Below are 25,658 nucleotides of genomic sequence, written 5' to 3'. Positions count from 1 at the left end.
AAGAAGAATCGTACCGAGCCGACGGCCCCCTTCGCGAAAGGGTTCGTTCCGGCAGTCGGCGGTCACCGTGCCGGGCCCCTCTCTGACGGCTATTCGCCCGTGCAGGCCTCCTCGAAGTAGTCGACGTTCTCCTGGAGCGATTTCATCAGCCGGTCCCGTTCCGCCTCGTCGACCTGTACGGGCACCACCTGCGAGGCCCGGGTCAGCCGCCGGAAGCCGCCCCGGCTCTCCAGCCGCCCCTCCACCCGGATCGGCAGTCCGACGAGGTGGGCGTGGCCCGCGATCCGGTACGCCTCCTCGTCGAGCTCCAGCCGCACGTGCGGCACCTCGGCGCCCGCCAGCACCCGCAGCCGCACGATTCCCGCGCCGCGCGGTCCCGAGCGGCGCAGCCGGACGACCGCACCGGTGATCCGGACCGCGACGGCGGGTTCGTCCTGCTGGTAGCGGGCTCCCGCCCGGCGCAGGGCGGGCAGGTCGCCCGGCGAGAACTCCACCGGTTCGGGCCGGGCGGGGCAGCCTTCGGGGGTTCCTGCGGCAAGTGCCCAGGCGAGAGAGATCCTCGTTCCCTCCGAGCCGCGGACCAGCGCGATCACGGACTCGGTCAGCTCCCGGCTGACGCCCGCCTCGACGGCGCTGTCGAAGGCTTCCATGCCTCCGGTGGCGCGCTGGAAGTCGATGGCTTCGCGGGTGGCGTGCAGGGCGTGGTAAAGCCGTACGGCGACGGCCCGGCCGGTTTCGACGGGGAGACAGGCGGTGAGGTCGCGGCCGCCCGGCGCGGGCCCGACGAGGATGCCTTCGAGCGCGGCGAGGGCCCTTCGGCGGTGGCGTGCGCCGTGGAACCCGGTACGGGCCCGCACAGCGAGCGCTCCGGCGAGCAGGATCTGCCGGGCCGCGGCGCGCAGCTGCTCCGCAGCAGTCCAGCCGGCCGCTCCGGCGGCGCTCGCGGGACCGGCGGCGCCGTCGGGGACATCGCGCCACCAGCGGATCTCGTCGCTGGGCACGGCGAGGGAGACCAGCACGTCGCGGGCGGAGGGGGCGGCGCTGCGGGCGAGCGCCGTGAGTGCTTCGCCGAGCAGGTCCTCGCTGTCGGGGAAGGCGGTGGTGTCGGGTACGAGGAGGCTCGTGCCGCCGTAGGGTGCCGCGGCCCCCGGTGGGGTCCACCGGCTGTAGCGTCCGGCCGCACCGCCGCGGCGGTGCCAGCCGTGCCGGTCGAGCAGGGCGCCGAGGACCGCGGGGTCGACGCGGGCGGGGTCGGGGATGTCCCCGGAGGGTGGCAGGGCGGTGGGCCAGTGGGTCACGGTCTCGCTGGGGTGTGGTCGCGTGCCCGACGGGATCGTGCTGTCGGCGGGCTCGTCCATCGGCCGGTGCATCAGGGTCTCCCTCCCGCCCCGACCCGCGTCATGATCTCGCAGAGCGCGCGGTCGTCGAATATGCGCGTGGTCGGGATCCGCACAGTGGTCCTGTGCCGGCCTGTCACCGCGTGGCCGGCCAGGTCGGTCCAGTAGCAGCAGTGCCGCAGGTCGAGCCGTTCGTGCCCGGCGCGCAGCCAGTCGTCCTGGCTGCGCGGTACGAGCATCACGACCAGGATCTTGTGCACCGACACGGGCGTCCGGGCGAGCTTCACGAGGTGGGCGTTGTCCAGCGTGAAGGCGAACGTCGGTCCGGGTGGGTGCGGCGGTATCTGGTAGGTGCATTTGAGCTGCACCTTGATGGTCACCTCGTCGTCGACGGTGTGGCCGGGGGCGCCGTGGCTGACATGCCAGTCGATGCCGTTGTCGGGAAAGGGCTGCGACAGGGAGCACCCCGCCGCGGCCGCGACCGCGTGCAGGTAACCCACCTGAAGGGTCTCCATGCAGGCGGTGGTGGCGAGTGTGCCGCGCAGCGGAGCGATCCGCTGGGGCAACAGCCCGCTCGGGTCGGGCTGCGCGAGCGCCATGGCTCCGTATGCCTTCCGGGCTGTGCCGATCGGTTGGTTCGGTCGATGCGTCCTCAGACAACTTCCTTGCCTGTCCTCTGTGTTGTCACCGCAGCGAGCGGTCCGCAAACGGCGTATCAGGCAAAGGGCGCGGGTATCACCGAATCGGGCAGGGGAATCACGCCATCTGCCGGTCAGGCACGAGGAGTTCGGGGATGACTCACTGGTACGAGGGGCCGCTGGCCGCTTTTGACACCGAGACAACGGGAGTGGACGTCGAGGAGGACCGGATCGTTTCGGCCGCCCTGGTCGTCCAGGACGCGGCGGGCGGGCGCATGCGCGTCACCCGCTGGCTGGTGAATCCGGGGGTTCCGGTGCCCGTGGGGGCGACCGAGATCCACGGTCTGACCGATGACCATCTGCAGCGCAACGGCCGGTGGCCCGCGCCCGTGGTGGAGGAGATAGCCCGGGCACTGGCCGAGCAGTGCGCGGCCGGACGCCCGCTCGTCGTGATGAACGCACCGTTCGATCTGACGCTGCTCGACCGGGAGCTGAAGCGGCACCGGGCGTCGTCACTGGCCGGCTATCTGGGGAACACGCCGCTGTGCGTGCTGGATCCCCGGGTCCTGGACAAGCACCTGGACCGCTACCGCAAGGGGCGGCGCACGCTCACCGATCTCTGTGCGCTGTACGAGGTGATGCTGGACGGCGCTCATGACGCGGCGGCCGATGCGGCGGCGTCGCTGGAGTTGGTACGGGCGGTGGGGCGGCGCTTTTCGTCGCGGCTGGAGCGGCTGTCCCCGGCGGAGCTGCACGCGCTGCAGACGGTGTGGCATGCGGCGCAGGCGCGCGGTCTGCAGGCGTGGTTCGCGAAGAGCGGGACGCCGGAGACAGTGGATCCGGCCTGGCCGCTGCGTCCTGAGCTGCCCGCCGCTGCGTGATCCCGGACGCCCCGGCGTGGTTCCGGACACGCAGAGGCCGGTCCGTCGGTGGTGCTGACGGACCGGCCTCTCCCGGGGTGGGCGATACTGGTTTCGAACCAGTGACCTCTTCGGTGTGAACGAAGCGCTCTCCCACTGAGCTAATCGCCCGGGAACGGACTGAACCATACAGGTCTCGGCGGGTGTGGTTCAAACTGCTTCGAGTCGGGCCGCCAGTCCTCTGCGTCCCGACCGCATCATCAGGGCGTGGTTCGCCCGGAACACCGCGCGTCCGGGCACCGCGAGCAGCCGCATGATCCGCCGCCGCACCTCGACCTCCTGCTCGTACGTGGCGCGGCTGCCGGTGCCTTGTGCGGTGACGGTCCAGCGGGCCCAGCCGTCGAGGTCGCCGTCGAGGGTCACTTCGAGGACCCCCGCCGCCGGGTCGCGGCGGCTCGCGCGGACGGTCATGACCAGGTCGTACGGGAGGGCGGAGCGGATGCGTATGGTTCCGGTGGTGTCGTCGACCGAGGTGACCTCGCGAACCTGCGGCCACCACTGCGGGTACTCCTCGGCGCGTTCCAGGATTCCGTACACGGCATCGGGCGGGGCGGATACGTCCCAGATGCTCACAAAGCGGTAGTGGCTCCAGTCCATGGGTCCCAGTCTGCGCGTACTCAGTCCCGTACCTGAGTATCCGAGCGCATGTCCGGATCTGTGGGCCGCGCCACACTCCCGGATATGGAACATGTGCCGCCGCCCGCCGAGGAATTGGCGCTCCTCGACCGCGAACTGGTCCGGCTGGACGCCCGCCGGATGCAGCTGCTGACCCGTCGTGCCTGGCTGGTGAGTGTGCTGCAGCCGCCGGCCGCGTCTGGGGGACCGGCGTCCGCGGCGCCTTCCGGACCGGCGCAGCCGTATCCGCAGTGGCCCGCGCCCCCGTTCGGCTCTCCCGGTGCGCCGGTCCCGCCGCGCAACGCCCAGAATGTGCTGCTGAGTCTCGGCGGACTGCTGCTGACGATCGCGGCGATCGCGTTCACCCTGGTCAGCTGGGGTCATCTGGGGATAGGCGGCCGCTCGGCGGTGCTCGCCCTGGTGACGGTCGCGGCGTCGGCCGCGCCCGCGCTGCTGCTGCGCCGCGGTCTGTCCTCGACGGCCGAGTCGCTCGGTGCACTGGCTCTGGTGCTGATGGTGCTGGATGCGTACGCGCTGCACGCGGTGGCGGCGCCGGACACGGACGGTCTCGGGTTCACCGCGGTCGCGTCGGCGGTGCTCGCGGTGGTGTGGACGGCGTACGGTCTGGCACTCGGCAAGCTTCGCCTGCCGCTGCCCGTGGCCGTGGTGAGTGCGCAGTTCACGTTGGTGCTGTGGGCGTGGTCGGCGGATGCCTCGGCCTCGGTCTTCGGTTGGGCGCTGGTGCTGACAGCGATGCTGGACTCTGCGATCGCCCGGTGGGGCAAGGGTGTTGGGGTCCGGGTGACCGCGTCCGTCTGCGGATGCGTGACGGGGCTCTCCGGGGCGCTGGTGGCGCTGGCGCAGTCGGTGACGGCTGGTTCGCCCCTCTCCGCCGTGGCCCCGGGGGCACTGTTGCTGGTGGGCGCGGCGGTCGCACTGTTCGCGGTGTGGCGGGCGCCGAAGGAGATCGCGGTGGCCGGTGGAGTGGTGGCCGGGCTGGCGGTGGTCGCGGCGGCAGGTGGTGTGCTGCGCGCGGGGGTCGCCGAGGACTGGTCGGTTCCGGTGTATCTGCTGTGCGGTCTGGTGCTCTGTGCGGCGGTACGGGCTCCGCTGCCGCGTCCGGCCGGGCAGGGCGTGCTGTGGGCGTCGGCTGCGGTGGCCTCGGGCGCGGTGCTGGCGGCTGCGCCGGCGGCCGCCATGACGCTGGCGGGTCCGGTGTCGCGGCGGGCCCCGGTGTGGTCGGGTGCGCCGGACGGCAGCGTGCGCGGTGCGCTGGGGCTGGAGGGTGCGCAGTGGTCGCAGCTGTACACGGCGCCGGTGATTCTGCTCGTGGTGGCCGGTCTGCTGGGGGCGGCGCACCGCTGGTGGCCCCAGTGGGTGCGGGTGGCCGGTGCGGTGATCTCCCCCGGCGAATCGTGGCGGGGTGCGGCGGGGGCCGGTGCGCTGGTGACCGGGTGGGCGGGGCTGCTGGTGGTGCCCGTTGCGCTGGACGCTCCGTACGCGGCCGCGGTGGTGGTGCAGTCGGTGCTGGTCGCGGCGCTTCTCGCCGGGGCGGTACAGGTGTTGCGTCGTGGGGCGGGCCCGGTCGCGCCGGCGGCGCTGGTGTGCGGTGCGGTCGGGGCGGTGAGCGCTGGCGCGCTGTCACTGGCTGCGGAGCCCGCCACCTATGCGGTGTTCGGGGCGCTGCTGGTGCTGTTCGCAGCGGCCGCGGCGGGGACGCGTGCCGAGGGGTCACCGACGGCCCGGGTGGTGCAGGGAGTTCTGGCGTGTGCGGCCGTGGTGTGCGGGATGGTGCTCGCCGGGGCCGTCGGGGTGTCGCTGGAGCTCGCGACGTACCGGGCCGCGCCGATCATGGTGGTCGTCCCCGCGCTGACGGTGCTGCTCGGGGCGCGGCTGCGGGGCGGCCCGTCGGCGCTGCCGGTCGAGCTGACCGGCGCCGTGGCGGGTGCGGTGGCGGTCGGGATGGCCGCGCCGGACAGGCCGTACCTGGCGCTGGTGCTCGCGCTGTGCGGGGTGCTGGCGGCGGGTACGGCGGTGCGTGCGGAACGGCGGCCGGCGGCCGGGTATGTGGCGGTGGTCCTGTTCGTCCTGGCGACGTGGGTGCGGTTGTCGGCTTCCGGGGTGTCGACTCCGGAGGCGTACACCCTGCCGGTGACGGTGCCCGTGCTGGTGGTCGGTGTGGTACGGCGGCGCCGCGATCCGGCGGCGTCCTCGTGGACGGCGTACGGGGCGGGTCTTGCGGCGACGCTGATGCCGAGTCTCGTCGCGGCCTGGACCGACCCGTCGTGGGTGCGGCCGCTGCTGCTCGGCGTGGTGGCGCTGGCACTCACGCTCGCCGGGGCCCGGCTGCGGCTGCAGGCGCTGCTGCTGCTCGGCGGCGCGGTGCTGGCGTTGGACGCCCTGCACGAACTGGCGCCCTATGTGGTTCAGGTGGTCGGCGCGCTGCCGCGCTGGCTGCCGCCTGCGCTCGCGGGTGTGCTGCTGCTGGTGGTCGGGGCGACGTACGAGCAGCGGCTGCGGAATGCGCGGCGGCTGAAAGACGCCCTGGGCCGGATGCGCTGAGGGAACACGTGATCGGAGTTGAGATTTCCGGCCTTCACCTGGGAATTGAGATCGCGCAGAACCCGCTTGTCGACGCAACTGCGCAGGAATGCGACGGAGTTCTGGAAGACATCGGGCACATTGCCCGCGGAGGCCTGGGTGTTGAACTTCTTCCAGAAATTCTCGTACGTCCTGGAAGTCCGTCTCGACCTTGATGTTCGGATGCTTCTTCTCGAACAGCGCGATCGTCTTGTTGATCAGTGCGGCCCGCTTCTGACCACCCCACGTTGAGAAAGCGCCTGCTGGGACAGCTGGGCATCGAAGGGGGCAACGTCAACGGTTGGGACGGAATCCGTCGAAGCGCTTGAACCTCGCGGCACGGGGTACGCGGCGGGCCGGCGAGGGCGTGCGGACGGGGCTCGTACCGCCGCGGAAACGGGCGGGAGGGCGCCCGATCGGTGCGGGAAACGCAGAGGGTCCGTGAGACTCTGCAGTCTTACGGACCCTCTGTCCCGGTGGGCGATACTGGTTTCGAACCAGTGACCTCTTCGGTGTGAACGAAGCGCTCTCCCACTGAGCTAATCGCCCGGGCACACCGCAAACATTACCCCATGTCAGCGGCGCTCTCGGACCACCCCCGGGTCACTCGTGGATCTTCCACGGCATCGTGATTCCGAACTTCCAGACATAGATCCCGCCCAGCACGGCGATGATCACGAGTCCGATCACGGTGAGGATGATGTTGCGCCGCCGAACCTTCGGATCGAGCGCCTTCTGAGCGGCCTCGGTGACCTTCCGGCGCGTCCAGTGCAGCACCAGCTGCGCCCAGACGAACTCGGTCGCCCAGATCGCCATGCCGCCGAAGATCACCAGCCAGCCGGGCCCGGGCAGGGGCAGCATGACGATGCCCCCCACGACCACGGCGAGGCCGACCACGAAGACGCCGACCTGCCAGCTCAGATGCAGAGCCCTGGACGCCTTGACGAACCCGGGCGCCCGGGAGCCGAGCGCCCGCTTCTCCTTGACCACACCCTCGGTGACGCCCGGCGCCACTTCCCCCGTCACGTCCCCCGTGGCGGGCGCCGAGGTCGCCGTTCCGGCAGCCTCGCCCCGCGCGTCACTCTCCGCATTCATGGGCCCAACCTACCGGAACGGCCTTTGTCACCGGAATGGCCGCATAACCCAAAGTTACACACCGCCGCACGAGCGACCTGAAGGGCCACAAAAGGGTCAGAGGGGTTTACAACGCCACCGTAGGTGGCATGTCGATTTCGCCGACGTGCGAATCCCCGAGCGCACACTGAGCGAAAGGCCCTGGCGCTTATGAACACCACGGTCAGCTGCGAGCTGCACCTGCGCCTCGTTGTGTCGAGCGAGTCCTCACTGCCTGTACCCGCGGGCCTGCGGTATGACACGGCCGATCCGTATGCCGTGCACGCCACCTTCCACACCGGAGCGGAGGAGACGGTCGAATGGGTATTCGCCCGCGACCTCCTTGCCGAGGGGCTGCACAGGCCCACCGGCACCGGAGACGTCCGCGTCTGGCCATCCCGTAGTCACGGCCAGGGCGTCGTCTGCATCGCGCTGAGCTCCCCAGAGGGCGAAGCCCTGCTCGAGGCCCCGGCCAGGGCCCTGGAGTCGTTCCTGAAGCGGACCGACACCGCGGTTCCACCCGGCACCGAGCATCGTCACTTCGACCTCGATACGGAGCTCTCACACATCCTGGCCGAGAGCTGAGCCAGGTCGAGAGCTGCACGGCGCCGTCCGACTCGGGGCGACGGCGCCGCGCGGACAACCACATAGGGCAGACACCAGCGCCGTCATCACGGAATCCACTGTGGTGACGGCGTCGGCGCACGTTCCACCGGGGGGCATGACGGGCGCACGTTCCGCCGGAGGCATGACGGGCGCACGCCCCCGGCCCTCTGTGCGCGCTGGGCGGGCCTGTGCGCCCTCAATGCCCACGAGCGCCCCGCTTGGCCCCTGGTCGGCCGGCAAGTGCTCCTCGCCGGCCCCAGGGGCCCTCTCGGGCCGCTGTGCGTCCTCGCCGAGCCAGTAGAGTCAGCCGGCATCGGCGGGCACCCGCCCGCCGGAGGCCAGGGAGCGAAAGCGTGCTGATCCCCCACGACACCCGGATCGCCCTCGACATCGTGGTCGAGCTGGTGAACACCGCACCGGAGACCGATCAGCCGGAGGGCGGACCGAGCGACGGTCTTGCCGGCATCGAAGCGCTTTACCGATTCGCCCGGCGCCACCGCATCAGCGGCGTGGCCGAACTCGGCAAGAAGGATCTACGGGCCGTACACGACGTACGGAGCCGGTTCGCCGAGATCTTCGCGGCACCGGACGCCGAGACCGCCGCCGGTCTCGTCAACGGCCTCGTGGCCTCAGCGGGCACCACGCCGCAGCTGAGCAACCACGACGGCTACGAGTGGCATGTGCACTACTTCGCGCCGGGCGCATCGATCGCCGACCACCTCGCGGCCGACTGCGGCATGGCGCTCGCCTTCATCGTGGTGGCGGGCGAACAGGAACGACTGCGGCGCTGCGAGGCACCGGACTGCCGGGACGCGTTCGTGGACCTGTCCCGCAATCACTCCCGCAGGTACTGCTCCAGCCGCACCTGCGGTAATCGGCTGCATGTCGCCGCGTACCGGGCACGCCGCAGGGAAGCGGCCGGCTGACCGCTCGCCGCCCGTTTCATCGCCCGCTCACAGCAGGAAGAGATCGTGCAACGCGGCCATCAGCAGCAGGCCGCCGACCACCGTGAGGAAGATCATCAAAGGGGGCTGGGACAGCGCGAAGAGGCAGCCACGCGGCTCTTCGGCAGGGGGTGCGGGGGCATCGCCCGGGGAGGTGTCCACCATCTCGGGACGATCATGACGCAGACCGGCCCCCGTTGGCGATCAACACGCCTCTTCGTGACGGGAGTTCACTCCCGTCGGGGCCGGAAGGATTCGCTCCGGCGTCCGGTCCGCTGTCACATATTCGGGCTCACGGCCGGTTCTCCCGCACCTCCCCCACCCCGGCCGGATCAGCCGAGATCGCGCAACATCCGCAGCTGGGCGGCCCGGTGGACCGAGGAGCCGCCCTCGTGACCGTTCCAGGGGCAGACCTCGATCTCCTTCGGTCCCGCCCAGTGGTTGTACGCGGCGAAGACCGTGGACGGCGGGCAGATCAAGTCCATCAGCGCCGCGGCCGGACGAGATGGTCGTGCAGGCAGCCCTCGGCCGCCGCCGAACCGAGGTAATGGACGACGCACGGAAGGGGGCCCTCGGCGCCCGAAGGAACGTTCAGTCGGGCGCGTATGCGGCCTCCGCCCCAGCCGGAGAAGGTCACGTCGTGTATTTCGGCGGCGCTCAACGCGACGTCGTACGACTGGAATTCGGGATCGAGCGGGTACACGGCGAGGGAACCACCGCGGACGTCGTCGACGGAGACCGCGCAGTGCCCCGGCGAGGACGCCACCCGGTCCACCAGCACGAAGGGGATGTGTTGGCGACTGAACGCCTCCAGATTGCGGCCGGTCGCGTCGGCCGGGGCGACCAGCACGCCGCACACCCGCTGCTCGGCGAAGAGGCCCGGATACTCGGCCTCGTCCGCCGGACTCCGACCGCTGTTGCAGACCATCACCCCGAGGCCCGCCTCACGGGCGGCCCGCTCGGCACCACGGGCCACGTCGACGAAGAACGGGCCCCACCCTTGGGCAGCGTCAAGAATCGGTCATGAATCGATTCATCGCCGAGGGCTGCCAACGGTCCGGTTTCAGATTCCGTGCTTCTTCAGGATGGCCTCGATGTCACTGAAGTCCTCGCCCGGGGCAGCGGCCCGCTGCCCGGGCTTCGCCTTCGCCCGTGACTGGACCGCCGGTGCGCCGGCTCCCAGGGAGGGCGCCGACGCCGCCGGCGCGACGGCATCGGACTGCGCCGCCCGCGCGGCGGCCCTGCGATCCTTGCGGGTGCCGACGCTGCGGCGTTCGACCGCGCGCGTGATCATGAAGAGCAGCCAGGCCACCCCGAGCACCCCGAAGCCGAACCAGACGCTCGGCTTGAAGGCGATATTGGAGACCCACTCGACGACACCGGTCAGCACCAGCCCGATCGGGACCAGCGAGTAGGCGGCAATCCGGGTCGCGGTGAGGAAACGCTTCCGGTACGCGGTCACGGCGGCAATGCCCAAGCCCGCCGCGGACACCGCGGAGCAAATGGTCTCGGCAAGCATCGGGACCTCCAGGCGCAACGGGGAAACGTCCCTTCCATCCTGCACCGCCCACCGGGGTGGCGGCCATGATCCCGGACCACATCAGGGACATTTCAGGGCCGGGATCCTCCCCAGGTGCCGATCCGAAAGATGCCGAGCCGATCCGGGCCTGCGGTGCGCGGGTCCCGTGCCGGTGCCGATTGGGATGCGCGCGTGGGCCCTGGGAGACTGGTTCCATGAACGAATCCACCCCTGCAGTCCCGGTCGTCCTCGACGTCTGGTGCGAGCTCCAGTGCCCCGACTGCCACCGGGCCCTCACCGATGTGCACGCCCTGCGGGCCCGGTACGGCGACAGGCTCGAGGTGCGCCTGCGGCATTTCCCGCTGGAGAAGCACAAGCACGCGTACGCCGCGGCCCAGGCCGCCGAGGAGGCTGCGGAGCAGGGCAAGGACTGGCCGTACATCGAGACCGTGCTCGCCAGGACCGACGAGCTCGGCCGTACCGGTGAGCCGCTGCTGATCGAGGTTGCGCGCGAACTCGGCCTGGACGCCGAGGAGTTCGACACCGCTCTGATCGACGGCCGGCACATACTGATCGTCGACGCCGACCAGGCGGAGGGGAAGGCCATCGGTGTGACCGGCACCCCCACCTATGTGATCGGCGGCGAGCGGCTGGACGGCGGCAGGAGTCAGGACGGGCTGCGCGAGCGGATCGAGGAGATCGCCGACCGGCTCCTCGCCGAGCAGGGCTGACAGCGACGTACCCGGCTGGTCCTTCCACCCGTCACAACGGCTTGACGAGGTTGTGACGAGTCGTTTCGTAGCCGAGCGACTCGTACAGCCGGACCGCCGGGGTGTTGTCCGAGAGGACGTGCAGCCCCATCCGTTCGTCGCCGGCGGCCAGGGCGATGCGTTCGGCCTCCAGCATCAGCGCGCGACCGTACCCCCGGCCGCGGAACTCTTCGAGCACCTCGACGTCGAAGACGTACCCGACCACCATCCCCGGGTGCATTTCGAACCGCGCCACCCAGACATGCCCCACGGTCCGGCCGCCGTCATCGACGAGGACATGAATGTACGTGCCCTCCGTGGCGAGACCGTGCGGCAGATGTGTCCGGTGGGAGGTCTCGGCTTTGCGCAGAGCCTCGTCCGCCGGGACGCCGCGCGCGACAAGGGTTTCCGCATAGCCGGCGACGGCGGTGCTCTCCCACTGCGCGAACTCGTCCTCGGTCATCGGACGCCCGGTGACCCCGTCCGGCAGGACGGGCGGGGTCCGCGGCAGGTCCTTGACCATGTTCCTGCTGCGCTCGGTATGGCCGAGCGCAGCAGCCAGCCGCAGTCCGGCCGTGTTCTCCGGCTCGACCTCCACGGTCAGCCGGGAGCAGCCCCAGCCGCGCAGCACTTCCTCGGCAGCGAGCCCGGCGATGGTGCCGCGGCCGCGCCTGCGGTTCGGTTCGTCGATGCGCAGGCCGCGGATGATCCCTGTCGTCCCCCCGGACCCGGGCTCGGTGCCGATCTCGACGGCCCCGACGGGCCGTCCGTTGTCGCACACGTCGTACGCGCGCTTCTTCGCGCCGTCGGCGCCTTCCTGGATCGGCCCGGTCGGCCGGAGGGTCGTGGTCATCACCGGTGTTCTATCCGCTGCGGAGCGGCCCGTCACCCGATTTTGCGGACCGGTTCCGCAATACGGCCCGGGATCGTGTCCGCGGCTCGGGACCGTTGTGCGGCTCGGGCCGGGTCATGGGCCCGGCTCACGGGTCGAGGTCGTTGCCGGCGCGCTCCTCGAAGACCCGCATGGCCTTGGCCGTCACCGGGCCGGGTCCGCCGGGCAGCTCGCGACCGTCGACCCGGTGGACGGCCTGGACGTCCCGGAGGGTGGAGGTCAGGAAGATCTCCTCGGCGTGCTCCAGGACGCCCAGGGGCAGCTCGGTCTCCAGCGCCCCGGCCCATTCGACGGCCAGTGCGCGGGTGATCCCGGCAAGGCAGCCGGAGGCGACCGGCGGGGTGTGGAGCTGTCCGTCGAGGACGACGAAGACATTCGACCCGGTGCCTTCGCAGAGCTGTCCGACGGTGTTGGCGAAGAGCGCCTCGGATGCGCCCTGCTCATGGGCGCGGGCGAGGGCGACGACGTTCTCCGCGTACGAGGTGGTCTTGAGCCCGGCCAGTGCGCCGCGTTCGTTGCGGGTCCACGGGACGGTGATCACGGCGGTGGTGTCGGGGCGGCGCTTGGCCTCCCCGAGCGCGACGACCAGGCTCGGCCCGTCGTTGCCGCGGTCGGAGCCGAGCGGGGAGAGGCCGCCGGTGTACGTGATGCGGAGCCGGCCGAGTTCCATCGGGTTGGCCTCGACGACTGCGGCGCAGGCCCGGCGCACCTCGTCGAGGTCGGGGTCGGGCAACCCGAGACCGCGGGCCGAGCGGGTCAGCCGGTCGAGGTGCCGGGTGAGGGCGAACGGGTGGCCCCCGGTGGTCCTGACGGTCTCGAAGATCCCGTCCCCGACGGTCAGCCCGTGGTCGAGCACGGACACCCGGGCATCGGCGGCGTCACGCAGTTCGCCGTTGACCCACATCCACATCATGCGGTCCTTCCAGTTTCTTGGTGGGCGCCCGACGCTACAGCGAGCAGCCGGGCGGCCTTGAGCTCGGTCTCGTCCCATTCGCGCTCCGGATCGGAGCCCCAGGTGATCCCGGCGCCGGTGCCGAACCTGAGGACCGGGGCCGCTCCGGTCCGGTCGATCCAGAAAGTCCGTATGCCGACGGCGAGACCGGCAGTGGCCCGGTCGGCGTCGACCCAGCCGATGCCGCCGCAGTACGGACCCCGGGGTGCGGTCTCCAGGGACTCGATGATGCGGAGCGCGCTGGATTTGGGTGCACCGGTGACGGAGCCGGGCGGGAACGCGGCGGCGAACAGCTCGGGCCAGCCGGCGCCGTCGGCGAGGCGGCCGCGCACGGTGGAGACGAGGTGGACGAGCCCGGGGTGCTTCTCCACCACGCAGAGGTCGGGGACGGTGACCGATCCGGTGGCGCAGACCCGGCCCAGGTCGTTGCGGACCAGGTCGACGATCATCACGTTCTCGGCGTGGTCCTTCTCCAGCAGATCCGCCTCGGTGCGGCCGGTGCCCTTGATCGGTCCGGACTCGACGGTCCGTCCGTCCCGGCTCAGGAAGAGTTCGGGGGACGCGGTGGCGATCTCCACGCCGTGCGCGGGCAGCCTGATCGTTCCTGCGTACGGCGCGGGGTTGCCGCGCGCCAGCAGCGCGGTGAGGGCGTCGACGTCGGCGGCAACCGGGTCCGGCAGCTCCGCGGTCATCACCCGGCAGAGGTTGGCCTGGTAGACCTCGCCCGCCGCGATGTGCTCGCGGATCCGGCGTACGCCCGCGGTGTACGCGGCCCGGTCCAGGGACGAGACCCAGTCGCCGGCTGCGGGCCCGCGCCAGGCTCCGGGGGCGGGTGCGGGTACCGGTTCGGTCCGTACGGTTCCGAAGCGGGCGCAGACGAGACGGCCCTCGAAATCGGCACATACCGCCCAGAAGCCGGATGAGTCGAGGGCTGAGGGGTCACTGGTCACGTCCCGCAGATCGGATGCGACGAGGCCGCCGAAGCGGGCCATTGGAGCGAGGTCGAGCACGTGGGTGAGTCTAGGACGGCGCGCGGCGACCTGCGCCGGGGCGAGCGCACCTCAGCACGCTGCACAAACGCGTTTTTGTACTGGCCCAGGAATCCGCTAGAGTTCAACACGTCGCCGGGACACGCAAGTGAAACGGAAACGACAAGCGGACGTGGCTCAGTTGGTAGAGCATCACCTTGCCAAGGTGAGGGTCGCGAGTTCGAATCTCGTCGTCCGCTCGAAGTGGGGGATCTTTTCCCGAACCCCTGCACTCCTGGTGGAGTGGCCGAGAGGCGAGGCAACGGCCTGCAAAGCCGTCTACACGGGTTCAAATCCCGTCTCCACCTCCAAGGACGATTAGCTCAGCGGGAGAGCGCTTCCCTGACACGGAAGAGGTCACTGGTTCAATCCCAGTATCGTCCACTGGTCCGCAAGGATCCCCCCGCGCGATTAGCTCAGCGGGAGAGCGCTTCCCTGACACGGAAGAGGTCACTGGTTCAATCCCAGTATCGCGCACGCAGTACACGCAGGGTCACCCTGCGCGATTAGCTCAGCGGGAGAGCGCTTCCCTGACACGGAAGAGGTCACTGGTTCAATCCCAGTATCGCGCACCAGCAGAAGCCCCGGTCGTCTCGACGACCGGGGCTTTGTCGTTGTCAGACGCAGGGGGTCTTTGTGCGGACCCGGGCCGTACGGAGCGCGCACCGGACGCGCCGCGGGCCCGGACGCAGTGCGTCCGGGCCCGCGGCGTGGTGTCGGCCGGGTCAGGACGAGAAGAGCATGCGGCCGAAGCTCTTGTGCCGGTAGTGGCCGCCGTGGTGCTGCGGGGCGCCCCAGGCGGGGGCCGGCGCGGCGGGGTAGGCCTGGGGGGCCGGCGGCGCGGGCGGGGCCTGCTGGGTCCACTGCGCCTCGATGCGGGTCAGGGTCTCCAGCTCGCCGTAGTCGAGGAATATCCCCCGGCAGCCGCTGCACTGCTCGATCTGGACGCCATTGCGGTTGTAGGTCTGCATCTGCGCGTGGCACTTGGGACACTGCATGGTCGGCTCAGCTCCTCGCCGTCGGTTCGCCGTCGCCGGAATGCATGCCCGGAGACGATCGGTTCACCCTACGACGAGGACTCGGTCGCCAACTCGACCGGGAGGGACGCAATTCGGGCACAGGCATCGATCATCGTCTGTTCCACCTCATCCGGATTTCGCCCCTCCGCTGCGGACTTGACGAACGCCAGTGCCGCGGCCTGAACCGTCAGGGCGCGGGCCGGGACGTCGAGTTCGGGCCAGGGATCGCCGTCGTCCCGCACGGCGGGCCCGCCCGCTGCCCGGTAGGCGTCCACGAAGCGCAGCCATACCTCGGGGGGCAGCAGTCCTGCCGCGTACCAGGCGGCGGGGCGGGCGAGGTCCCACGCGGGGTCACCGAGCCCCACGTCGTCGACGTCGATCAGCAGCCAGCGGCCATGCGCCGCAGGGTGGCGGACGAGCTGGCCGAGGTGGAGATCGCCGTGGCAGATGAAGTGCGAGCGATGCAGGGGTGCGGGGGCTTCGTCACGGGCCCAGGCGGGCAGGCGTCGCCATGCTTCGCGTACGGGGGCGGTGGCCGGGTCACCGGGCCGGGCGGCGCACATCCGGGCCACGGCGAGAGCGGCTTTTGCGGGTCCGCGCATGGGAGGAAGGTCAGGCGGGGGCGCGGTGCGGTGGAGCCGGGCCAGGAGGACGGCGGACTCTTCCCAGGGCGCGGCGTCGGGGTCCGCGGGGTCGACCGGTTCACCGTGGGGCCACAGGGTCACCGGACGGCCGTCGATCACGGGGACAGCAGGCTGGGGTACCGGTGGCAGGAGGATGCCGCTGAGGGCGGGGGCCGAGGCCAGGGCCGTGCGGGCGGCCAGGGCGGCGGTGTCGGTGTCCGGGGCGTGGGCCTTCGCGACCATGGAGCCGGAGCGGACGACCGTGCCGTCGGCGCGGTCCGCGAGCACCGCCGGTGCCGGGCAGGAAGGACAAGGGGCCTCGGTGCGCCGGTGCGGGTGGGCCGTGTCATGGGCGAGGGCGCCCAGCGCGCGGACGACTGCGGTGGTCACGGTCTCCCCCCGGTGGCAACAGGTGCGGCCCGGTCCGCCCCGGGCACGCCGACGAGCGTACGCGCTGCCGCGCAAGCCGTGGCAGCCGCGTCGCGACGGTGTGGTGCGCCGCCGCGCATTGCCCCCGGACAGCGCGATGTCCGGTCAGCTCCCCAGCTGACCGGACAAACGCTGCCGTCCGCCGCACCCCCGTCCCCACGGGGTTGTTGGCCGGATGTCCCGGTCCGGACCGCTCTTCCGGACCCGGGGCGCCGCTCAGCGCCCCAGCATCACGCCCACGGACGACGCCTGTGTGACCACCGCATCCCAGCCGCCGAAGACGACTACGAGCAGGGCCGCCAGAGGAAGAACCATGGCCGTCGCCACCAGCGGGTGGCGCGTACCGGACGACGGGCGGCCGCCGAACGCGGCATGAGCCCTGCGTCCCTGCGTGCGGATCATCGTCCGCGTCGCCGTGTCCGCCATGGTTCCTCTCCTGACCTGGTTGTTGGAGCAGCGGGCGTTTTACCTCGGGGGACGAGTGCAACGCCCGCCGCTTGAGTTCAACATTAGGGACGCGAAGAGGGTGGGTCGTCATGCCCGCGTACCGAATGCCGGGCCTCCCGGAGGATGAGCCGTGGGTGGTCGGCGTACTCCCCTGGGTGGAGATCCTGCGCTATGCCTTGGGGTCATCCCGGAGGGGACGCTCGGATGCGTCCTGCCTCGGGACCGGTTGTTCGACCAGGGCGAGCACCCTGGTCGCCATGAAGCGGGCGGTACGGACGACGGTGCCGCTACGAGTGACTTCACTCACTTCGACCACCCCTCGGCGGACAGCTGTCTCCACCCGGCGGCCTGCTCTGGTGGCCACCACCTCGTACGTACGCGTCGTGTCTCCCGCGTCCACAACTATCTCCACACGATCGCCCTTCACTGATCCAATCCCCCTTCCGCGACGGACCTTTGAGATCTCGCACGGGCCCGGGAGCGTGGATCCGCGGCTCCCTGGCCACTCCTCAAGTTTCCCACCCGGCACTGACAATCGATCGGCGGGCGAGGGCGCGGCCTCTGAGCGCACCGGGCCACGGGTCCGTAAGCTGTGCCACGTCAGGCGGACCAGGCAGCGGGGATGGGCAGACGATGGCGATGATGCGGCTCCGGCGCGAGGACCCGCGTGTCGTCGGCTCGTTCAGGCTGCACCGGCGACTCGGGGCGGGCGGCATGGGTGTCGTCTATCTCGGTTCGGACCGGCGCGGCCAGCGGGTGGCGCTCAAGGTGATCCGCCCGGATCTCGCCGAGGACCAGGAGTTCCGTTCGCGTTTCGCGCGCGAGGTGTCGGCGGCGCGGCGGATCCGCGGCGGCTGTACGGCGCGCCTGGTGGCCGCCGACCTGGAGGCGGACCGCCCGTGGTTCGCGACACAGTACGTCCCCGGGCCCTCGCTGCACGACAAGGTGGCCGAGGAAGGTCCGCTGTCGGCGGCCGAGGTGGCGTCGATCGGCGCGGCGCTCTCCGAGGGGCTCGTGGCGGTGCACGAGGCGGGAGTCGTCCATCGCGACCTGAAGCCGTCGAACATCCTCCTCTCCCCCAAGGGCCCCCGGATCATCGACTTCGGGATCGCCTGGGCGACCGGGGCGAGCACGCTCACGCATGTCGGCACGGCGGTGGGCTCGCCGGGGTTCCTTGCACCCGAGCAGGTACGGGGCGCGGCGGTGACGCCCGCGACGGACGTCTTCTCGCTCGGTGCCACACTGGCGTACGCGGCAATGGCCGACTCGCCTTTCGGGCACGGCAGTTCCGAGGTGATGCTCTACCGCGTGGTGCACGAGGAACCGCAGTTGTACGACGTGCACGACGCGCTGGCGCCACTGGTGAGCGCCTGTCTGGCGAAGGATCCGGAGGAGCGGCCGAGCACGCTTCAACTCTCCATGCGCCTCAAGGAGATCGCAGCCCGTGAGGCACACGGCCTGCACGAGAGCCGGCCGCCTGCCCAGCGCTCGGCGCAGGAGCTGGACCGGCCGACCGGCCGGCTCGACGGCCCGTACACCGAACAGCAGACCCGGCGTGCGGCGGGCCCGCCACCGCCCCGCCCGCAGAGCCGGCAGGCGCCGGCGCCTTCGCGTGGTTCGTCGTCCCGCACCGGTGGTTCGCGCCCTCAGCAGCAGCGGCCGCGCACTACGACACGCTCCGGCAAGCGCCCGCAGGGCACGAACGGGACGAACAGCCGACCGGGCACGAACGGGACGAACGGCCGGCCGGGCACGCGGCCCGGCGCCCGCACGACCTCGACGGGCCGGCGTCCCGCCAATCCGCGGCTGCTGCGGCAGCGGCTCGTCGTCTTCGTCGTGGTGACGCTGCTCGTGGCGCTCGGCATCGCGGCGGCGCAGGGCTGCCAGGGGCCGGCCCGCGGACTGGGCGCCCTGGACACCCCTGGGCGGCACGGGCAGCACCAGCCGCTGCGGCCCGACGATCCATGTCAGGAAACGGCAGGCGGTCAGTCCTGCGGGCGGCCCGTCGCCACCGCGTAGAACGCGACGGCGGCGGCCGCGCCCACGTTCAGCGAGTCGACGCCGTGCGCCATCGGGATCCGTACCCATTCGTCGGCGGCGACCAGGGCCTGCGTGGACAGCCCGTCGCCCTCGGCACCGAGCATCAGCGCCACCTTGTCCATCCGGTGCGGCGCCGCCTCCTCGATGCTGCTGGCCTTGTCGTCGGGGGTGAGGGCGAGAAGCTTGAACCCCGCTTCCCGTACGGTCTCCAGGGCCTTGGGCCAGGTGTCGAGGCGGGCGTACGGAACGGAGAACACGGCGCCCATGGAGACCTTGACGGAGCGTCGGTAGAGCGGGTCCGCGCAGTCCGGGGAGAGCAGCACCGCATCCATCCCGAGGGCGGCGGCGCTGCGGAAGATGGCTCCGATGTTGGTGTGGTCGTTGACCGCCTCCATGACGACGACGCGGCGGGTCGTCGCCAGCAGCTCCTCGGCCGTCGGCAGCGGCTTGCGCTGCATCGAGGCGAGCGCGCCGCGGTGCACGTGGTAGCCGGTGACGCGTTCGGCGAGCTCCGGGCTGACCGCGTACACCGGGGCCGGAACCTCGTCGATGACGTCGCGCATCACATCGACCCACTTCGCGGAGAGCAGCATCGAGCGCATCTCGTACCCGGCGTGCCGGGCGCGTCTGATCACCTTCTCGCCCTCGGCGATGAAGAGTCCTTCGGCCGGCTCCCGCCTGCGCCGGAGTTCGACGTCGGTCAGGCCCGTGTAGTCGCGCAGGCGAGGGTCGTCGGGGTCGTCGACGGTGATGAGATCTGCCACAGGTTGATACTGCCTTGTCCGGTGTGTGGTGCCAACGGCTTGGAAAAAGATCCGTTACCGCTGGTTACTCGGCGGGGTGCGGGGCGGTGTCCGTACCGACCGCGACGACATCGCCAATGACGATCACGGCCGGGGGCCGCACCTCTTCGGCGACGGCCCGTTCGCCGACGGTCGCGAGGGTCGCGTCGACGCGGCGCTGGGATGCCGTCGTGCCCTCCTGGACCAGGGCGACCGGGGTGTCCGGGGACTTGCCGTGGGCGATGAGGGCCTTTGCGATGGCGCCGATCTTGTCGACGGCCATCAGCAGCACGAGGGTGCCGCGCAGCTGCGCGAGCGCTGCCCAGTCGACCAGCGAACGCTCGTCGTCGGGGGCGACATGACCGCTGACAACGGTGAACTCGTGGGCCACCCCGCGGTGGGTGACGGGGATTCCGGCCGCGCCGGGTACGGAGATCGAGCTGGAGATGCCGGGGACGACGGTGCACGGGATGCCCTCGGCGGCGAGCGCCTGGGCCTCTTCCATGCCCCGGCCGAAGACGAACGGGTCGCCGCCCTTGAGCCGGACGACGGCCTTGCCCGCCTTGGCGTGCTCGATGAGCGCCTGGTTGATCGCCTCCTGCGCCATGAAACGGCCGTACGGAATCTTCGCCGCGTCGATCACCTCGACGTGCGGCGGCAGTTCGTCGAGCAGGTCGCGCGGGCCGAGCCGGTCGGCGATGACGACATCGGCCTCGGCGAGGAGGCGACGGCCTCGCACGGTGATCAGGTCGGGGTCGCCGGGGCCGCCGCCGACCAGGGAGACACCGGGGGCGGGGCGGGTGCGGTGGTGCGGGGCGGCGAGCGTGCCGTCGCGCAGGCCCTCGACGATGGCGTCGCGGACGGCGGCGGAGTGGCGCGGGTCGCGGCCCTGGGCGTCGGTGGAGAGGACGGCGACGGTCACGCCCTCGCTGCGACCGGTGGCCGGGGTCCAGGCAGTGGCCACGTCGGCGTTGTCGCTGCGCACGCACCAGGTGCGGGTGCGCTCGGCCTCGGCGGACGCGGCGTCGTTCGCGGCGGCGTCGTCGGAGGCGACGAGCGCGTACCAGGTGTCGGTCAGGTCCCCGTCCTCGTACCGGCGGCGCTCCCAGCGGATCTCACCGGCGTCGGCCATCGCCTCGACGGACGGAGTCGCGGACGGCGATACGAGGGTGATGTCGGCACCCGCCGCAATGAGCGCGGGGAGGCGGCGCTGCGCGACCTGGCCGCCGCCGACGACGACGACGCGGCGCCCGCTCAGGCGCAGTCCGACGGGGTACGCGGGGTGATCGGCGTGCTCGGCCATGGCGGTGCGGGCTCCTCGTGCAATGCGGGGTGCGGGCCGCTGCGGCGGTGGAGCGGCTGTGACGTGCGGTTTTGTGGGGCGTGGGTCCACGATACGGGGTGCGTCGGGGCGCGGGGCCGGCCGGTGGGGCCGGTGGGGGCCGCTGCGCGGGGCTGTCCCCTGCCCGCCCCTGCCCGAAACCGTGGCTCGGCCCGGCCGAGCGCCTCAGACGCCGGTCGGGCCGAGCACGGCCGAGCACTACTTCTCGGTGACGCCTGCCGAATCGAACGTCGCCACCTCGTGCATCGCCCGCGCCGCGCTCTGCACGATCGGGAGCGCCAGCAGCGCACCCGTTCCTTCGCCGAGGCGGAGGTCGAGGTCGACCAGCGGGCGCAGACCCAGCTTGTTGAGCGCGGCTACGTGGCCGGGCTCGGCGCTGCGGTGGCCGGCGATGCATGCGGCGAGGGCCTCGGGGGCGATCGCCCGGGCGACCAGGGCCGCGGCGCCCGCGCTGACGCCGTCCAGGATGACGGGCGTACGGAGCGAGGCGCCGCCGAGCAGGAAGCCTGCCATCGCGGCGTGCTCCAGGCCGCCGACCGCGGCGAGTACACCGATCGGGTCGGCCGGGTCGGGCTGGTGCAGTTCGAGGGCCCGGCGGACCACGTCGACCTTGCGGGCGTGCATCTCGTCGTTGATGCCGGTGCCGCGACCGGTCACCTCGGCCGGGTCCATGCCGGTGTACACGCAGATCAGTGCGGCGGACGCGGTCGTGTTGGCGATGCCCATCTCACCGGTGAGCAGGCCCTTGTTGCCCGCCGCGACCAGGTCGCGGGCGGTCTCGATGCCGACCTCGATGGCCGAGAGGACCTCCTCGCGGGTGAGGGCGGGGCCGGTGGTGAAGTCGGCCGTGCCGGCGCGCACCTTGCGGGGCAGCAGGCCGGGTGTCGCGGGCAGCTCCGTGGCGACGCCGACGTCGACCACGCACACTTCGGCGCCGACCTGGGACGCGAACGCATTGCAGACCGCGCCGCCGCCGAGGAAGTTGGCGACCATCTGGCCGGTGACCTCCTGCGGCCACGCGGTGACACCCTGGGCGTGCACCCCGTGGTCCCCTGCGAAGATCGCGACGGCCGCGGGCTCCGGGATGGGCGGCGGGCACATGCGGGAGAGACCCGAGAGCTGTGCGGAGATGATCTCCAGCATGCCGAGCGCACCGGCCGGCTTGGTCATCCGCTTCTGGCGTTCCCAGGCCTCGCCGAGCGCCTTGGCGTCCAGCGGGCGAATGTTGGAGATGGTCTCCTGCAGCAGGTCGTGCGGTTCCTCGCCGGGCAGGGCGCGGCGGCCGTACGTCTCCTCGTGGACGACCCAGGAGAGCGGGCGGCGCTTGGACCAGCCCGCCTGCATCAGTTCGGGCTCCTCGGGGAACTCGTCGACGTAACCGACACAGAGGTACGCGACGACTTCGAGGTGCTCGGGCAGGCCGAGGGCGCGGACCATCTCCCGCTCGTCGAAGAAGCTGACCCAGCCGACGCCGAGGCCCTCCGCGCGAGCGGCGAGCCACAGGTTCTCGACGGCGAGCGCCGAGGAGTACGGGGCCATCTGCGGCTGGGTGTGCCGGCCGAGCGTGTGGCGGCCGCCGCGGGTGGGGTCGGCGGTGACAACGATGTTGACCGGGGTGTCGAGGATCGCCTCGATCTTCAGTTCCTTGAACTGCTTGGCCCGGCCCTTGGGCAGCGACTTGGCGTAGGCGTCGCGCTGACGCTGCGCCAGTTCGTGCATGGCGCGGCGGGTCTCCGCGGAGCGGATGACGACGAAGTCCCAGGGCTGCGAGTGGCCGACGCTGGGCGCCGTGTGCGCGGCTTCGAGAACGCGGAGCAGGACCTCGTGCGGGATGGGGTCGCTGCGGAAGCCGTTGCGGATGTCGCGGCGTTCGCGCATCACCCGGAGCACGGCTTCGCGCTCGGCGTCGTCGTAGCCGGGGGCGGGTGCGGAGGAGGGAGCCGGGGTCTCCGCCGCGGCCTCGGGCTCTGCCGCGGCGGTGGCCTGGAGCGGTTCGGTGGGCTGCTCGTCCGCAACGGGCTCCGTGCCGGCCGGCTCCGTGTGCCCGGAGACCTCTGCGGGCTCGGCGGCCACTGCGGGGGCCACGTCGGCCACGGGGGCCGTGAGGTCCGGGGTCTCGATGACCTCGGGGCCGGTTTCGGGCTCCGGTTCGGGGGCCGTCACCGTCTCGGGCGCAGCCTCGACCACACGGACGGGGGCGGGGGCGGGGGCGGGCTCCTCCGGAGCGGTGACCGGCTCGGGGGCGACGACCGGCTCGGGGGCCGCGACCGGCTCCTGGACGGCGACCGGCTCGGGGGACGGCGCTTCGACCGCCTCGACCGGATGGACGGTCTCGGCGGTCTCGATGACCGGGGCGGGTGCGGGCTCGACGGCGATCGCCACGCGCTCGGGCTGGGGTTCGGGCGCGGGCTCGAATGCCACGACCGGCTCCGCGACCGGCGTCGGGGCCAGATGCGGGGTGGTCGGCACCGACCCCTCCACCGGCACGAACTGGCCTGTGGGCGCTGCTTCCACCGGCGTCTCCACCGGAGCGGGGGCCTCCGCGGACGGCTCGAACGGAACCTCGGCCGCAGCCGGCACGGCGACCGGCTCTGCAGCCGGTTCGGCCACCGGGGCGGGCTCGACGGACTCCGGAACGACCGTTTCTGCGACGGGTTCCGCGGCCACGGGCGCTGCGACCTGCTCCGGCGCATGGGCCGCCCACGGGCTCCCGTCCTGCGGCGGGATCTCGCCGAGCTGCGGGCCCGGCAGCACAGCCGCTTCGGTGCCCGGCGCTTCGGTGCCCGGCTGGTCGAAGTACTCGGGACCGGTGGTGGGCGGTCCCGCCTGCCGGGCGGGCATCGGGGTCTGCGGCGCGCCCGCGGGTCCTCGGTCGGCGAGCGAACGGACCACTCCGCCGGTCGGCGTCCCGCCGTACGACGGGGTCGACTCGCCCGAGGCCGGCCCTCGGTGCAGCGGTCGACGTACGGGGGCGGCGGACTGCGCCACCGCAGCCTGTGCGGGAGCGGGGGCCTGGGCCGGCATACGTACGCCATTGAGGTCGACGGCACCCGAGTCGCGGCCGCCGGACTCGTGCGTGCCCTGCCCGGTCCCGGTCATCGCTCCGGCCACCGCCTGCTGCACGGCGTACACCGCCGGGTCCGGCGCCTGAACCTGCACGGGTCCCTGGGCCTGTACGGCCTGCATGGCGGGCCGGCCCTGCGGCTGCGCCTGGTAGGCGGCCTGCTCGACCATGGGTGCCTGTGCCTGCACGGCTCCGCCGTCCGTCGGCTGACCGGGGGCCGGGGCCACCTGCTGGTCGCTCCAGGCGCCCTGCGGGCTCGGCATCAGCAGAAAGTCGTCGTCCTCGGGCACATGCTCGGAGGGGTCGAGGAAGGTGTACGCACCCGGGGCGGGGATGCCCGGTTGCTCCACCATGCCTGCGTTCTCCGGCAGTCCCTCGCCCGGGATCTGGCCGGTGTCACTCATGCGTACCCCTCGCCCATCGTCAGTGCTCCTTCGGCCCTTCGCCCGGGACGCCCGAACACGGCACGCCGGTGCTCGTCATGAAGAACGAGCGGGCTCGCCGCGCGGCACGAATCGGACGCGGACGCATATCATTCTCGCGGCCGTTCGCCGCCGCGACAGGTAGTTCTGCCACGGCTCGCTGTGGGCTGCGCCACGTTGCGCGTCCCCCGGGGTTTGCCGTACCACAACGAGGCCCAAAACGGTCCTCTTTTCCGGACATTGACGAACGAACCGACGAACGTCCAGGTGCGGTGCAACGATCGGCCAGCCTACCTCGCGCAGTGCGCCGACCGGGTCATGGGGCGAGGTCCGATCGCACTGCCGAGAGCAGAAACACGACCGAGCGTTCGCGCTCCGCCCATGCGGACGTGTCGAGTTCGACGGACTGGAGGAGTGCGCACTCGACCGTGTAGCCGTTCCCGGTGAGTGCGGCGCCGAGCGCTTCGGCCTCGTCGCGGGTCGAGGCGTGGGTGACGATCCGTTCGGGCCTGCGGTCGGCGACGGCGGTGACGACGGGGACGCCGCCGCCCCCGATCCGTACGACATCCGGCTCGGGCAGCCGCTCCAGCACATGGGGTGCGCGGCCCTGGACGACCTGGAGCTGTACACCGAAGGCGCGGGCAGCGGCGGCCGTTCGGGCGCAGGCGTCCGGGTCGCTGTCGACCGCCAGGACCGCCGCACCGAACCGCGCCGCATCCACGGAGAGGGCGCCGCTGCCGGAGCCGATGTCCCAGACGAGGTCGCCGGTACGCGGGCCGAGGCGGGCGAGTTGAGCGGCGCGCAGCCCCGGGGACTCGCCCTCGGGGTCGGTGGCGCTGTCCGGGTATGCGTCGGAGGGCAGCGCCCAGCCCCGTACGCCGTGGGGGTGACGGCCGGAGATCCAGGCACCGGTGGTCTGCTGTTCGGGTCCGCCGCCGATGACGATCACCACGTTCGGGTCGCGCCAGACGTGGTCGGCGGCCTTGTCGGAGGTGAGGACGGTGACCTGTTCGCGTGCGGTGCCGAGTTCCTCGCAGATGACGAAGGTGCGGTGGACGCCGTCGAGGAGCAGGGCGAGTTCGGCGGGTCCCGCGCCGGGCGAGGTGAGGACGGCGACCTTGTGGTGGGCGCGGCAGACGTTGACGGCGCGGCGCAGGGTGCGGGGGTGGGCGACGACGATCTGGGCGTCCTCCCAGGGCATTCCGGCGCGGGCGAACGCGGTGGCCACGGCCGACACGGCGGGCACGACTTCGACTTCCAGGCCGTGTTCGGGTGCGCGGAGGTTGCGTACGACCCCGAAGAAGCCGGGGTCGCCGTCGGCGAGGACCACGGCGGTGCCGCGGTGGCCGGCGATCCTGCGGGCGGCCAGGTCGATGGAGCCGAGGCGGATCCGTTCGGCTGCTGCCGGAACTTCGGGGAGAGCGAGGTGGTGGGCGGCGCCCGCGACGAGGGTGGCGGCCGAGAGCGCGGCCGTGGCCACTGCGGTCAGCGGCGAGCCGTCCCAGCCGATCACCGTGACCCGGTCGGCCATCTGTCGTCAGTCTCCTGGAGTCGTCGCAGGTGGGCTGCCCACGAGAGGGCGGGCAGGGTGAGACTA

At 71.9% G+C, this 25,658-nt stretch carries 25 protein-coding genes, 7 tRNA genes and 2 pseudogenes; 11 read left to right on the top strand and 23 right to left on the bottom strand.

Annotation, left to right across the window (positions count from 1 at the left end; genetic code table 11):
- Nucleotides 1-89: 89 nt before the first annotated feature.
- Both OH809_RS34315 and OH809_RS34310 read right to left on the bottom strand, forming a co-directional pair.
- Nucleotides 90-1,370 (bottom strand): hypothetical protein, encoded by a 1,281-nt coding sequence (locus tag OH809_RS34315; protein WP_406417712.1) that lies wholly within the window; start codon nucleotides 1,368-1,370, stop codon nucleotides 90-92.
- Nucleotides 1,370-1,936, bottom strand: a complete 567-nt coding sequence (locus OH809_RS34310; RefSeq protein WP_406417714.1) for a DUF4365 domain-containing protein — start codon at nucleotides 1,934-1,936, stop codon at nucleotides 1,370-1,372. Before OH809_RS34310 ends, OH809_RS34315 begins: the two co-directional genes overlap by 1 nt.
- Before the next feature lie 194 nt (nucleotides 1,937-2,130).
- On the opposite strand from OH809_RS34310, the gene OH809_RS34305 reads away from it, so the two are divergent.
- Nucleotides 2,131-2,856, top strand: coding sequence for a 3'-5' exonuclease (locus OH809_RS34305; RefSeq protein ID WP_406417715.1), 726 nt, complete (start codon nucleotides 2,131-2,133; stop codon nucleotides 2,854-2,856).
- Between the two features lie 78 nt (nucleotides 2,857-2,934).
- Here the strand turns inward: OH809_RS34305 and OH809_RS34300 are convergent.
- Together OH809_RS34300 and OH809_RS34295 are read right to left on the bottom strand one after the other, a co-directional pair.
- A tRNA-Val gene (locus OH809_RS34300) sits at nucleotides 2,935-3,006 on the bottom strand.
- A 39-nt stretch (nucleotides 3,007-3,045) separates the two neighbouring features.
- A complete protein-coding gene (locus tag OH809_RS34295; protein ID WP_406417716.1) occupies nucleotides 3,046-3,492 on the bottom strand; it encodes an SRPBCC family protein in 447 nt (148 codons plus the stop codon).
- 84 nt (nucleotides 3,493-3,576) lie between these two features.
- Between OH809_RS34295 and OH809_RS34290 the strand changes: the two genes are divergently transcribed.
- The gene (locus OH809_RS34290; RefSeq protein WP_406417718.1) at nucleotides 3,577-6,072 is read left to right on the top strand and encodes an SCO7613 C-terminal domain-containing membrane protein; all 2,496 of its coding nucleotides are present in this window, start codon (nucleotides 3,577-3,579) and stop codon (nucleotides 6,070-6,072) included.
- 11 nt (nucleotides 6,073-6,083) lie between these two features.
- On the opposite strand, the pseudogene OH809_RS34285 reads toward OH809_RS34290, so the two are convergent.
- The 3 genes and pseudogenes from OH809_RS34285 to OH809_RS34275 form a co-directional block, all read right to left on the bottom strand.
- A pseudogene (locus tag OH809_RS34285) lies at nucleotides 6,084-6,312 on the bottom strand (extracellular solute-binding protein); the annotation flags it as partial.
- Between the two features lie 255 nt (nucleotides 6,313-6,567).
- Nucleotides 6,568-6,639 (bottom strand) — tRNA-Val (locus OH809_RS34280).
- A gap of 54 nt (nucleotides 6,640-6,693) precedes the next feature.
- Nucleotides 6,694-7,185 carry a TIGR02611 family protein gene (locus OH809_RS34275; RefSeq protein WP_406417720.1) on the bottom strand — a complete coding sequence of 164 codons (492 nt, stop codon included), beginning with the start codon at nucleotides 7,183-7,185 and terminating at the stop codon, nucleotides 6,694-6,696.
- A gap of 189 nt (nucleotides 7,186-7,374) precedes the next feature.
- Here OH809_RS34275 and OH809_RS34270 point away from each other — a divergent pair, with 189 nt between their 5' ends.
- Nucleotides 7,375-7,788 carry an SsgA family sporulation/cell division regulator gene (locus OH809_RS34270; protein WP_311672937.1) on the top strand — a complete coding sequence of 138 codons (414 nt, stop codon included), beginning with the start codon at nucleotides 7,375-7,377 and terminating at the stop codon, nucleotides 7,786-7,788.
- A 374-nt stretch (nucleotides 7,789-8,162) separates the two neighbouring features.
- Entirely contained in the window at nucleotides 8,163-8,735 is a 573-nt protein-coding gene (locus tag OH809_RS34265) for a CGNR zinc finger domain-containing protein (RefSeq protein ID WP_406417722.1), read from the top strand.
- Nucleotides 8,736-8,762: 27 nt separating this feature from the next.
- On the opposite strand, the gene OH809_RS34260 is transcribed toward OH809_RS34265, so the two are convergent.
- The 5 genes and pseudogenes from OH809_RS34260 to OH809_RS34240 all read right to left on the bottom strand — a co-directional run bounded on the left by OH809_RS34260 (nucleotide 8,763) and on the right by OH809_RS34240 (nucleotide 10,272).
- The gene (locus tag OH809_RS34260; RefSeq protein WP_266987865.1) at nucleotides 8,763-8,918 is read right to left on the bottom strand and encodes a hypothetical protein; all 156 of its coding nucleotides are present in this window, start codon (nucleotides 8,916-8,918) and stop codon (nucleotides 8,763-8,765) included.
- A 167-nt stretch (nucleotides 8,919-9,085) separates the two neighbouring features.
- Nucleotides 9,086-9,238 carry an acetylxylan esterase gene (locus OH809_RS34255; RefSeq protein WP_406417724.1) on the bottom strand — a complete coding sequence of 51 codons (153 nt, stop codon included), beginning with the start codon at nucleotides 9,236-9,238 and terminating at the stop codon, nucleotides 9,086-9,088.
- Nucleotides 9,238-9,456 (bottom strand): acetylxylan esterase, encoded by a 219-nt coding sequence (locus OH809_RS34250; protein ID WP_406424813.1) that lies wholly within the window; start codon nucleotides 9,454-9,456, stop codon nucleotides 9,238-9,240. Before OH809_RS34250 ends, OH809_RS34255 begins: the two co-directional genes overlap by 1 nt.
- Nucleotides 9,454-9,744, bottom strand: a pseudogene (locus tag OH809_RS34245) (LacI family transcriptional regulator); the annotation flags it as partial. The gene OH809_RS34250 and the pseudogene OH809_RS34245, both read right to left, overlap by 3 nt.
- Nucleotides 9,745-9,816: 72 nt before the next feature.
- A complete protein-coding gene (locus tag OH809_RS34240) occupies nucleotides 9,817-10,272 on the bottom strand; it encodes a hypothetical protein (protein WP_406417726.1) in 456 nt (151 codons plus the stop codon).
- 215 nt (nucleotides 10,273-10,487) lie between these two features.
- On the opposite strand from OH809_RS34240, the gene OH809_RS34235 reads away from it, so the two are divergent.
- The gene (locus OH809_RS34235) at nucleotides 10,488-11,003 is read left to right on the top strand and encodes a DsbA family protein (protein ID WP_406417727.1); all 516 of its coding nucleotides are present in this window, start codon (nucleotides 10,488-10,490) and stop codon (nucleotides 11,001-11,003) included.
- 31 nt (nucleotides 11,004-11,034) lie between these two features.
- Here the strand turns inward: OH809_RS34235 and OH809_RS34230 are convergent, their stop codons facing one another.
- The 3 genes from OH809_RS34230 to OH809_RS34220 form a co-directional block, all read right to left on the bottom strand.
- The gene (locus tag OH809_RS34230) at nucleotides 11,035-11,874 is read right to left on the bottom strand and encodes a GNAT family N-acetyltransferase (protein WP_406417728.1); all 840 of its coding nucleotides are present in this window, start codon (nucleotides 11,872-11,874) and stop codon (nucleotides 11,035-11,037) included.
- A 127-nt stretch (nucleotides 11,875-12,001) separates the two neighbouring features.
- Entirely contained in the window at nucleotides 12,002-12,823 is an 822-nt protein-coding gene (locus OH809_RS34225; protein WP_406424815.1) for an aminotransferase class IV, read from the bottom strand.
- Nucleotides 12,823-13,857 (bottom strand): chorismate-binding protein, encoded by a 1,035-nt coding sequence (locus OH809_RS34220; protein WP_406424817.1) that lies wholly within the window; start codon nucleotides 13,855-13,857, stop codon nucleotides 12,823-12,825. Before OH809_RS34220 ends, OH809_RS34225 begins: the two co-directional genes overlap by 1 nt.
- Nucleotides 13,858-14,020: 163 nt before the next feature.
- On the opposite strand from OH809_RS34220, the gene OH809_RS34215 reads away from it, so the two are divergent.
- The 5 genes from OH809_RS34215 (at nucleotide 14,021) to OH809_RS34195 (ending at nucleotide 14,468) form a co-directional block, all read left to right on the top strand.
- Nucleotides 14,021-14,093, top strand: a tRNA-Gly gene (locus OH809_RS34215).
- 37 nt (nucleotides 14,094-14,130) lie between these two features.
- A tRNA-Cys gene (locus OH809_RS34210) sits at nucleotides 14,131-14,204 on the top strand.
- A gap of 1 nt (nucleotide 14,205) precedes the next feature.
- A tRNA-Val gene (locus OH809_RS34205) sits at nucleotides 14,206-14,277 on the top strand.
- A gap of 21 nt (nucleotides 14,278-14,298) precedes the next feature.
- Nucleotides 14,299-14,370 (top strand) — tRNA-Val (locus OH809_RS34200).
- Between the two features lie 23 nt (nucleotides 14,371-14,393).
- Nucleotides 14,394-14,468: transfer RNA gene (locus OH809_RS34195), tRNA-Val, on the top strand.
- 150 nt (nucleotides 14,469-14,618) lie between these two features.
- Here the strand turns inward: OH809_RS34195 and OH809_RS34190 are convergent.
- The 4 genes from OH809_RS34190 to OH809_RS34175 form a co-directional block, all read right to left on the bottom strand.
- A complete protein-coding gene (locus OH809_RS34190) occupies nucleotides 14,619-14,891 on the bottom strand; it encodes a zf-TFIIB domain-containing protein (protein WP_406417730.1) in 273 nt (90 codons plus the stop codon).
- A gap of 68 nt (nucleotides 14,892-14,959) precedes the next feature.
- Nucleotides 14,960-15,925 carry a phosphotransferase family protein gene (locus OH809_RS34185; protein WP_406417732.1) on the bottom strand — a complete coding sequence of 322 codons (966 nt, stop codon included), beginning with the start codon at nucleotides 15,923-15,925 and terminating at the stop codon, nucleotides 14,960-14,962.
- 255 nt (nucleotides 15,926-16,180) lie between these two features.
- Nucleotides 16,181-16,390 carry a hypothetical protein gene (locus tag OH809_RS34180; protein WP_366132935.1) on the bottom strand — a complete coding sequence of 70 codons (210 nt, stop codon included), beginning with the start codon at nucleotides 16,388-16,390 and terminating at the stop codon, nucleotides 16,181-16,183.
- Nucleotides 16,391-16,580: 190 nt separating this feature from the next.
- A complete protein-coding gene (locus OH809_RS34175; protein ID WP_037698881.1) occupies nucleotides 16,581-16,838 on the bottom strand; it encodes a hypothetical protein in 258 nt (85 codons plus the stop codon).
- A gap of 206 nt (nucleotides 16,839-17,044) precedes the next feature.
- On the opposite strand from OH809_RS34175, the gene OH809_RS34170 reads away from it, so the two are divergent.
- A complete protein-coding gene (locus OH809_RS34170) occupies nucleotides 17,045-18,430 on the top strand; it encodes a serine/threonine-protein kinase (RefSeq protein ID WP_406417733.1) in 1,386 nt (461 codons plus the stop codon).
- Here OH809_RS34170 and OH809_RS34165 read toward each other — a convergent pair.
- From OH809_RS34165 to cbiE, 4 genes are all read right to left on the bottom strand, one after another.
- A complete protein-coding gene (locus tag OH809_RS34165) occupies nucleotides 18,397-19,215 on the bottom strand; it encodes an RNA methyltransferase (protein WP_266987842.1) in 819 nt (272 codons plus the stop codon). The genes OH809_RS34170 and OH809_RS34165 overlap by 34 nt on opposite strands.
- 64 nt (nucleotides 19,216-19,279) lie before the next feature.
- On the bottom strand, nucleotides 19,280-20,536 hold the full coding sequence (cobA, locus tag OH809_RS34160) for a uroporphyrinogen-III C-methyltransferase (protein ID WP_406417735.1): 1,257 nt from the start codon (nucleotides 20,534-20,536) through the stop codon (nucleotides 19,280-19,282).
- A gap of 237 nt (nucleotides 20,537-20,773) precedes the next feature.
- Complete coding sequence (cobT, locus tag OH809_RS34155) at nucleotides 20,774-24,043, bottom strand: nicotinate-nucleotide--dimethylbenzimidazole phosphoribosyltransferase (RefSeq protein WP_406417736.1); 3,270 nt, start codon at nucleotides 24,041-24,043, stop codon at nucleotides 20,774-20,776.
- A 334-nt stretch (nucleotides 24,044-24,377) separates the two neighbouring features.
- Nucleotides 24,378-25,592, bottom strand: a complete 1,215-nt coding sequence (cbiE, locus tag OH809_RS34150; protein WP_406417737.1) for a precorrin-6y C5,15-methyltransferase (decarboxylating) subunit CbiE — start codon at nucleotides 25,590-25,592, stop codon at nucleotides 24,378-24,380.
- Between the last annotated feature and the right edge of the window lie 66 nt (nucleotides 25,593-25,658).

It is taken from the genome of Streptomyces sp. NBC_00873 (genome assembly GCF_045207415.1).
GTDB lineage: Bacteria > Actinomycetota > Actinomycetes > Streptomycetales > Streptomycetaceae > Streptomyces.
This window is presented reverse-complemented; position numbering and strand designations above follow the sequence as displayed.

Bases quoted from the DNA above. Each gene is read 5' to 3' on its own strand.
- OH809_RS34230 (WP_406417728.1), bottom strand. From the start codon at position 11,874: ATGACCACGACCCTCCGGCCGACCGGGCCGATCCAGGAAGGCGCCGAC.
- OH809_RS34270 (WP_311672937.1), top strand. From the start codon at position 7,375: ATGAACACCACGGTCAGCTGCGAGCTGCACCTGCGCCTCGTTGTGTCG.
- OH809_RS34305 (WP_406417715.1), top strand. From the start codon at position 2,131: ATGACTCACTGGTACGAGGGGCCGCTGGCCGCTTTTGACACCGAGACA.
- cbiE (WP_406417737.1), bottom strand. From the start codon at position 25,592: ATGGCCGACCGGGTCACGGTGATCGGCTGGGACGGCTCGCCGCTGACC.
- OH809_RS34180 (WP_366132935.1), bottom strand. From the start codon at position 16,390: ATGGCGGACACGGCGACGCGGACGATGATCCGCACGCAGGGACGCAGG.
- OH809_RS34290 (WP_406417718.1), top strand. From the start codon at position 3,577: ATGGAACATGTGCCGCCGCCCGCCGAGGAATTGGCGCTCCTCGACCGC.
- OH809_RS34225 (WP_406424815.1), bottom strand. From the start codon at position 12,823: ATGTGGATGTGGGTCAACGGCGAACTGCGTGACGCCGCCGATGCCCGG.
- cobT (WP_406417736.1), bottom strand. From the start codon at position 24,043: ATGAGTGACACCGGCCAGATCCCGGGCGAGGGACTGCCGGAGAACGCA.
- OH809_RS34315 (WP_406417712.1), bottom strand. From the start codon at position 1,370: ATGCACCGGCCGATGGACGAGCCCGCCGACAGCACGATCCCGTCGGGC.
- cobA (WP_406417735.1), bottom strand. From the start codon at position 20,536: ATGGCCGAGCACGCCGATCACCCCGCGTACCCCGTCGGACTGCGCCTG.
- OH809_RS34240 (WP_406417726.1), bottom strand. From the start codon at position 10,272: ATGCTTGCCGAGACCATTTGCTCCGCGGTGTCCGCGGCGGGCTTGGGC.
- OH809_RS34260 (WP_266987865.1), bottom strand. From the start codon at position 8,918: ATGGTGGACACCTCCCCGGGCGATGCCCCCGCACCCCCTGCCGAAGAG.
- OH809_RS34220 (WP_406424817.1), bottom strand. From the start codon at position 13,857: ATGGCCCGCTTCGGCGGCCTCGTCGCATCCGATCTGCGGGACGTGACC.
- OH809_RS34255 (WP_406417724.1), bottom strand. From the start codon at position 9,238: ATGGACTTGATCTGCCCGCCGTCCACGGTCTTCGCCGCGTACAACCAC.
- OH809_RS34170 (WP_406417733.1), top strand. From the start codon at position 17,045: ATGGCGATGATGCGGCTCCGGCGCGAGGACCCGCGTGTCGTCGGCTCG.
- OH809_RS34190 (WP_406417730.1), bottom strand. From the start codon at position 14,891: ATGCAGTGTCCCAAGTGCCACGCGCAGATGCAGACCTACAACCGCAAT.
- OH809_RS34275 (WP_406417720.1), bottom strand. From the start codon at position 7,185: ATGAATGCGGAGAGTGACGCGCGGGGCGAGGCTGCCGGAACGGCGACC.
- OH809_RS34295 (WP_406417716.1), bottom strand. From the start codon at position 3,492: ATGGACTGGAGCCACTACCGCTTTGTGAGCATCTGGGACGTATCCGCC.
- OH809_RS34310 (WP_406417714.1), bottom strand. From the start codon at position 1,936: ATGGCGCTCGCGCAGCCCGACCCGAGCGGGCTGTTGCCCCAGCGGATC.
- OH809_RS34235 (WP_406417727.1), top strand. From the start codon at position 10,488: ATGAACGAATCCACCCCTGCAGTCCCGGTCGTCCTCGACGTCTGGTGC.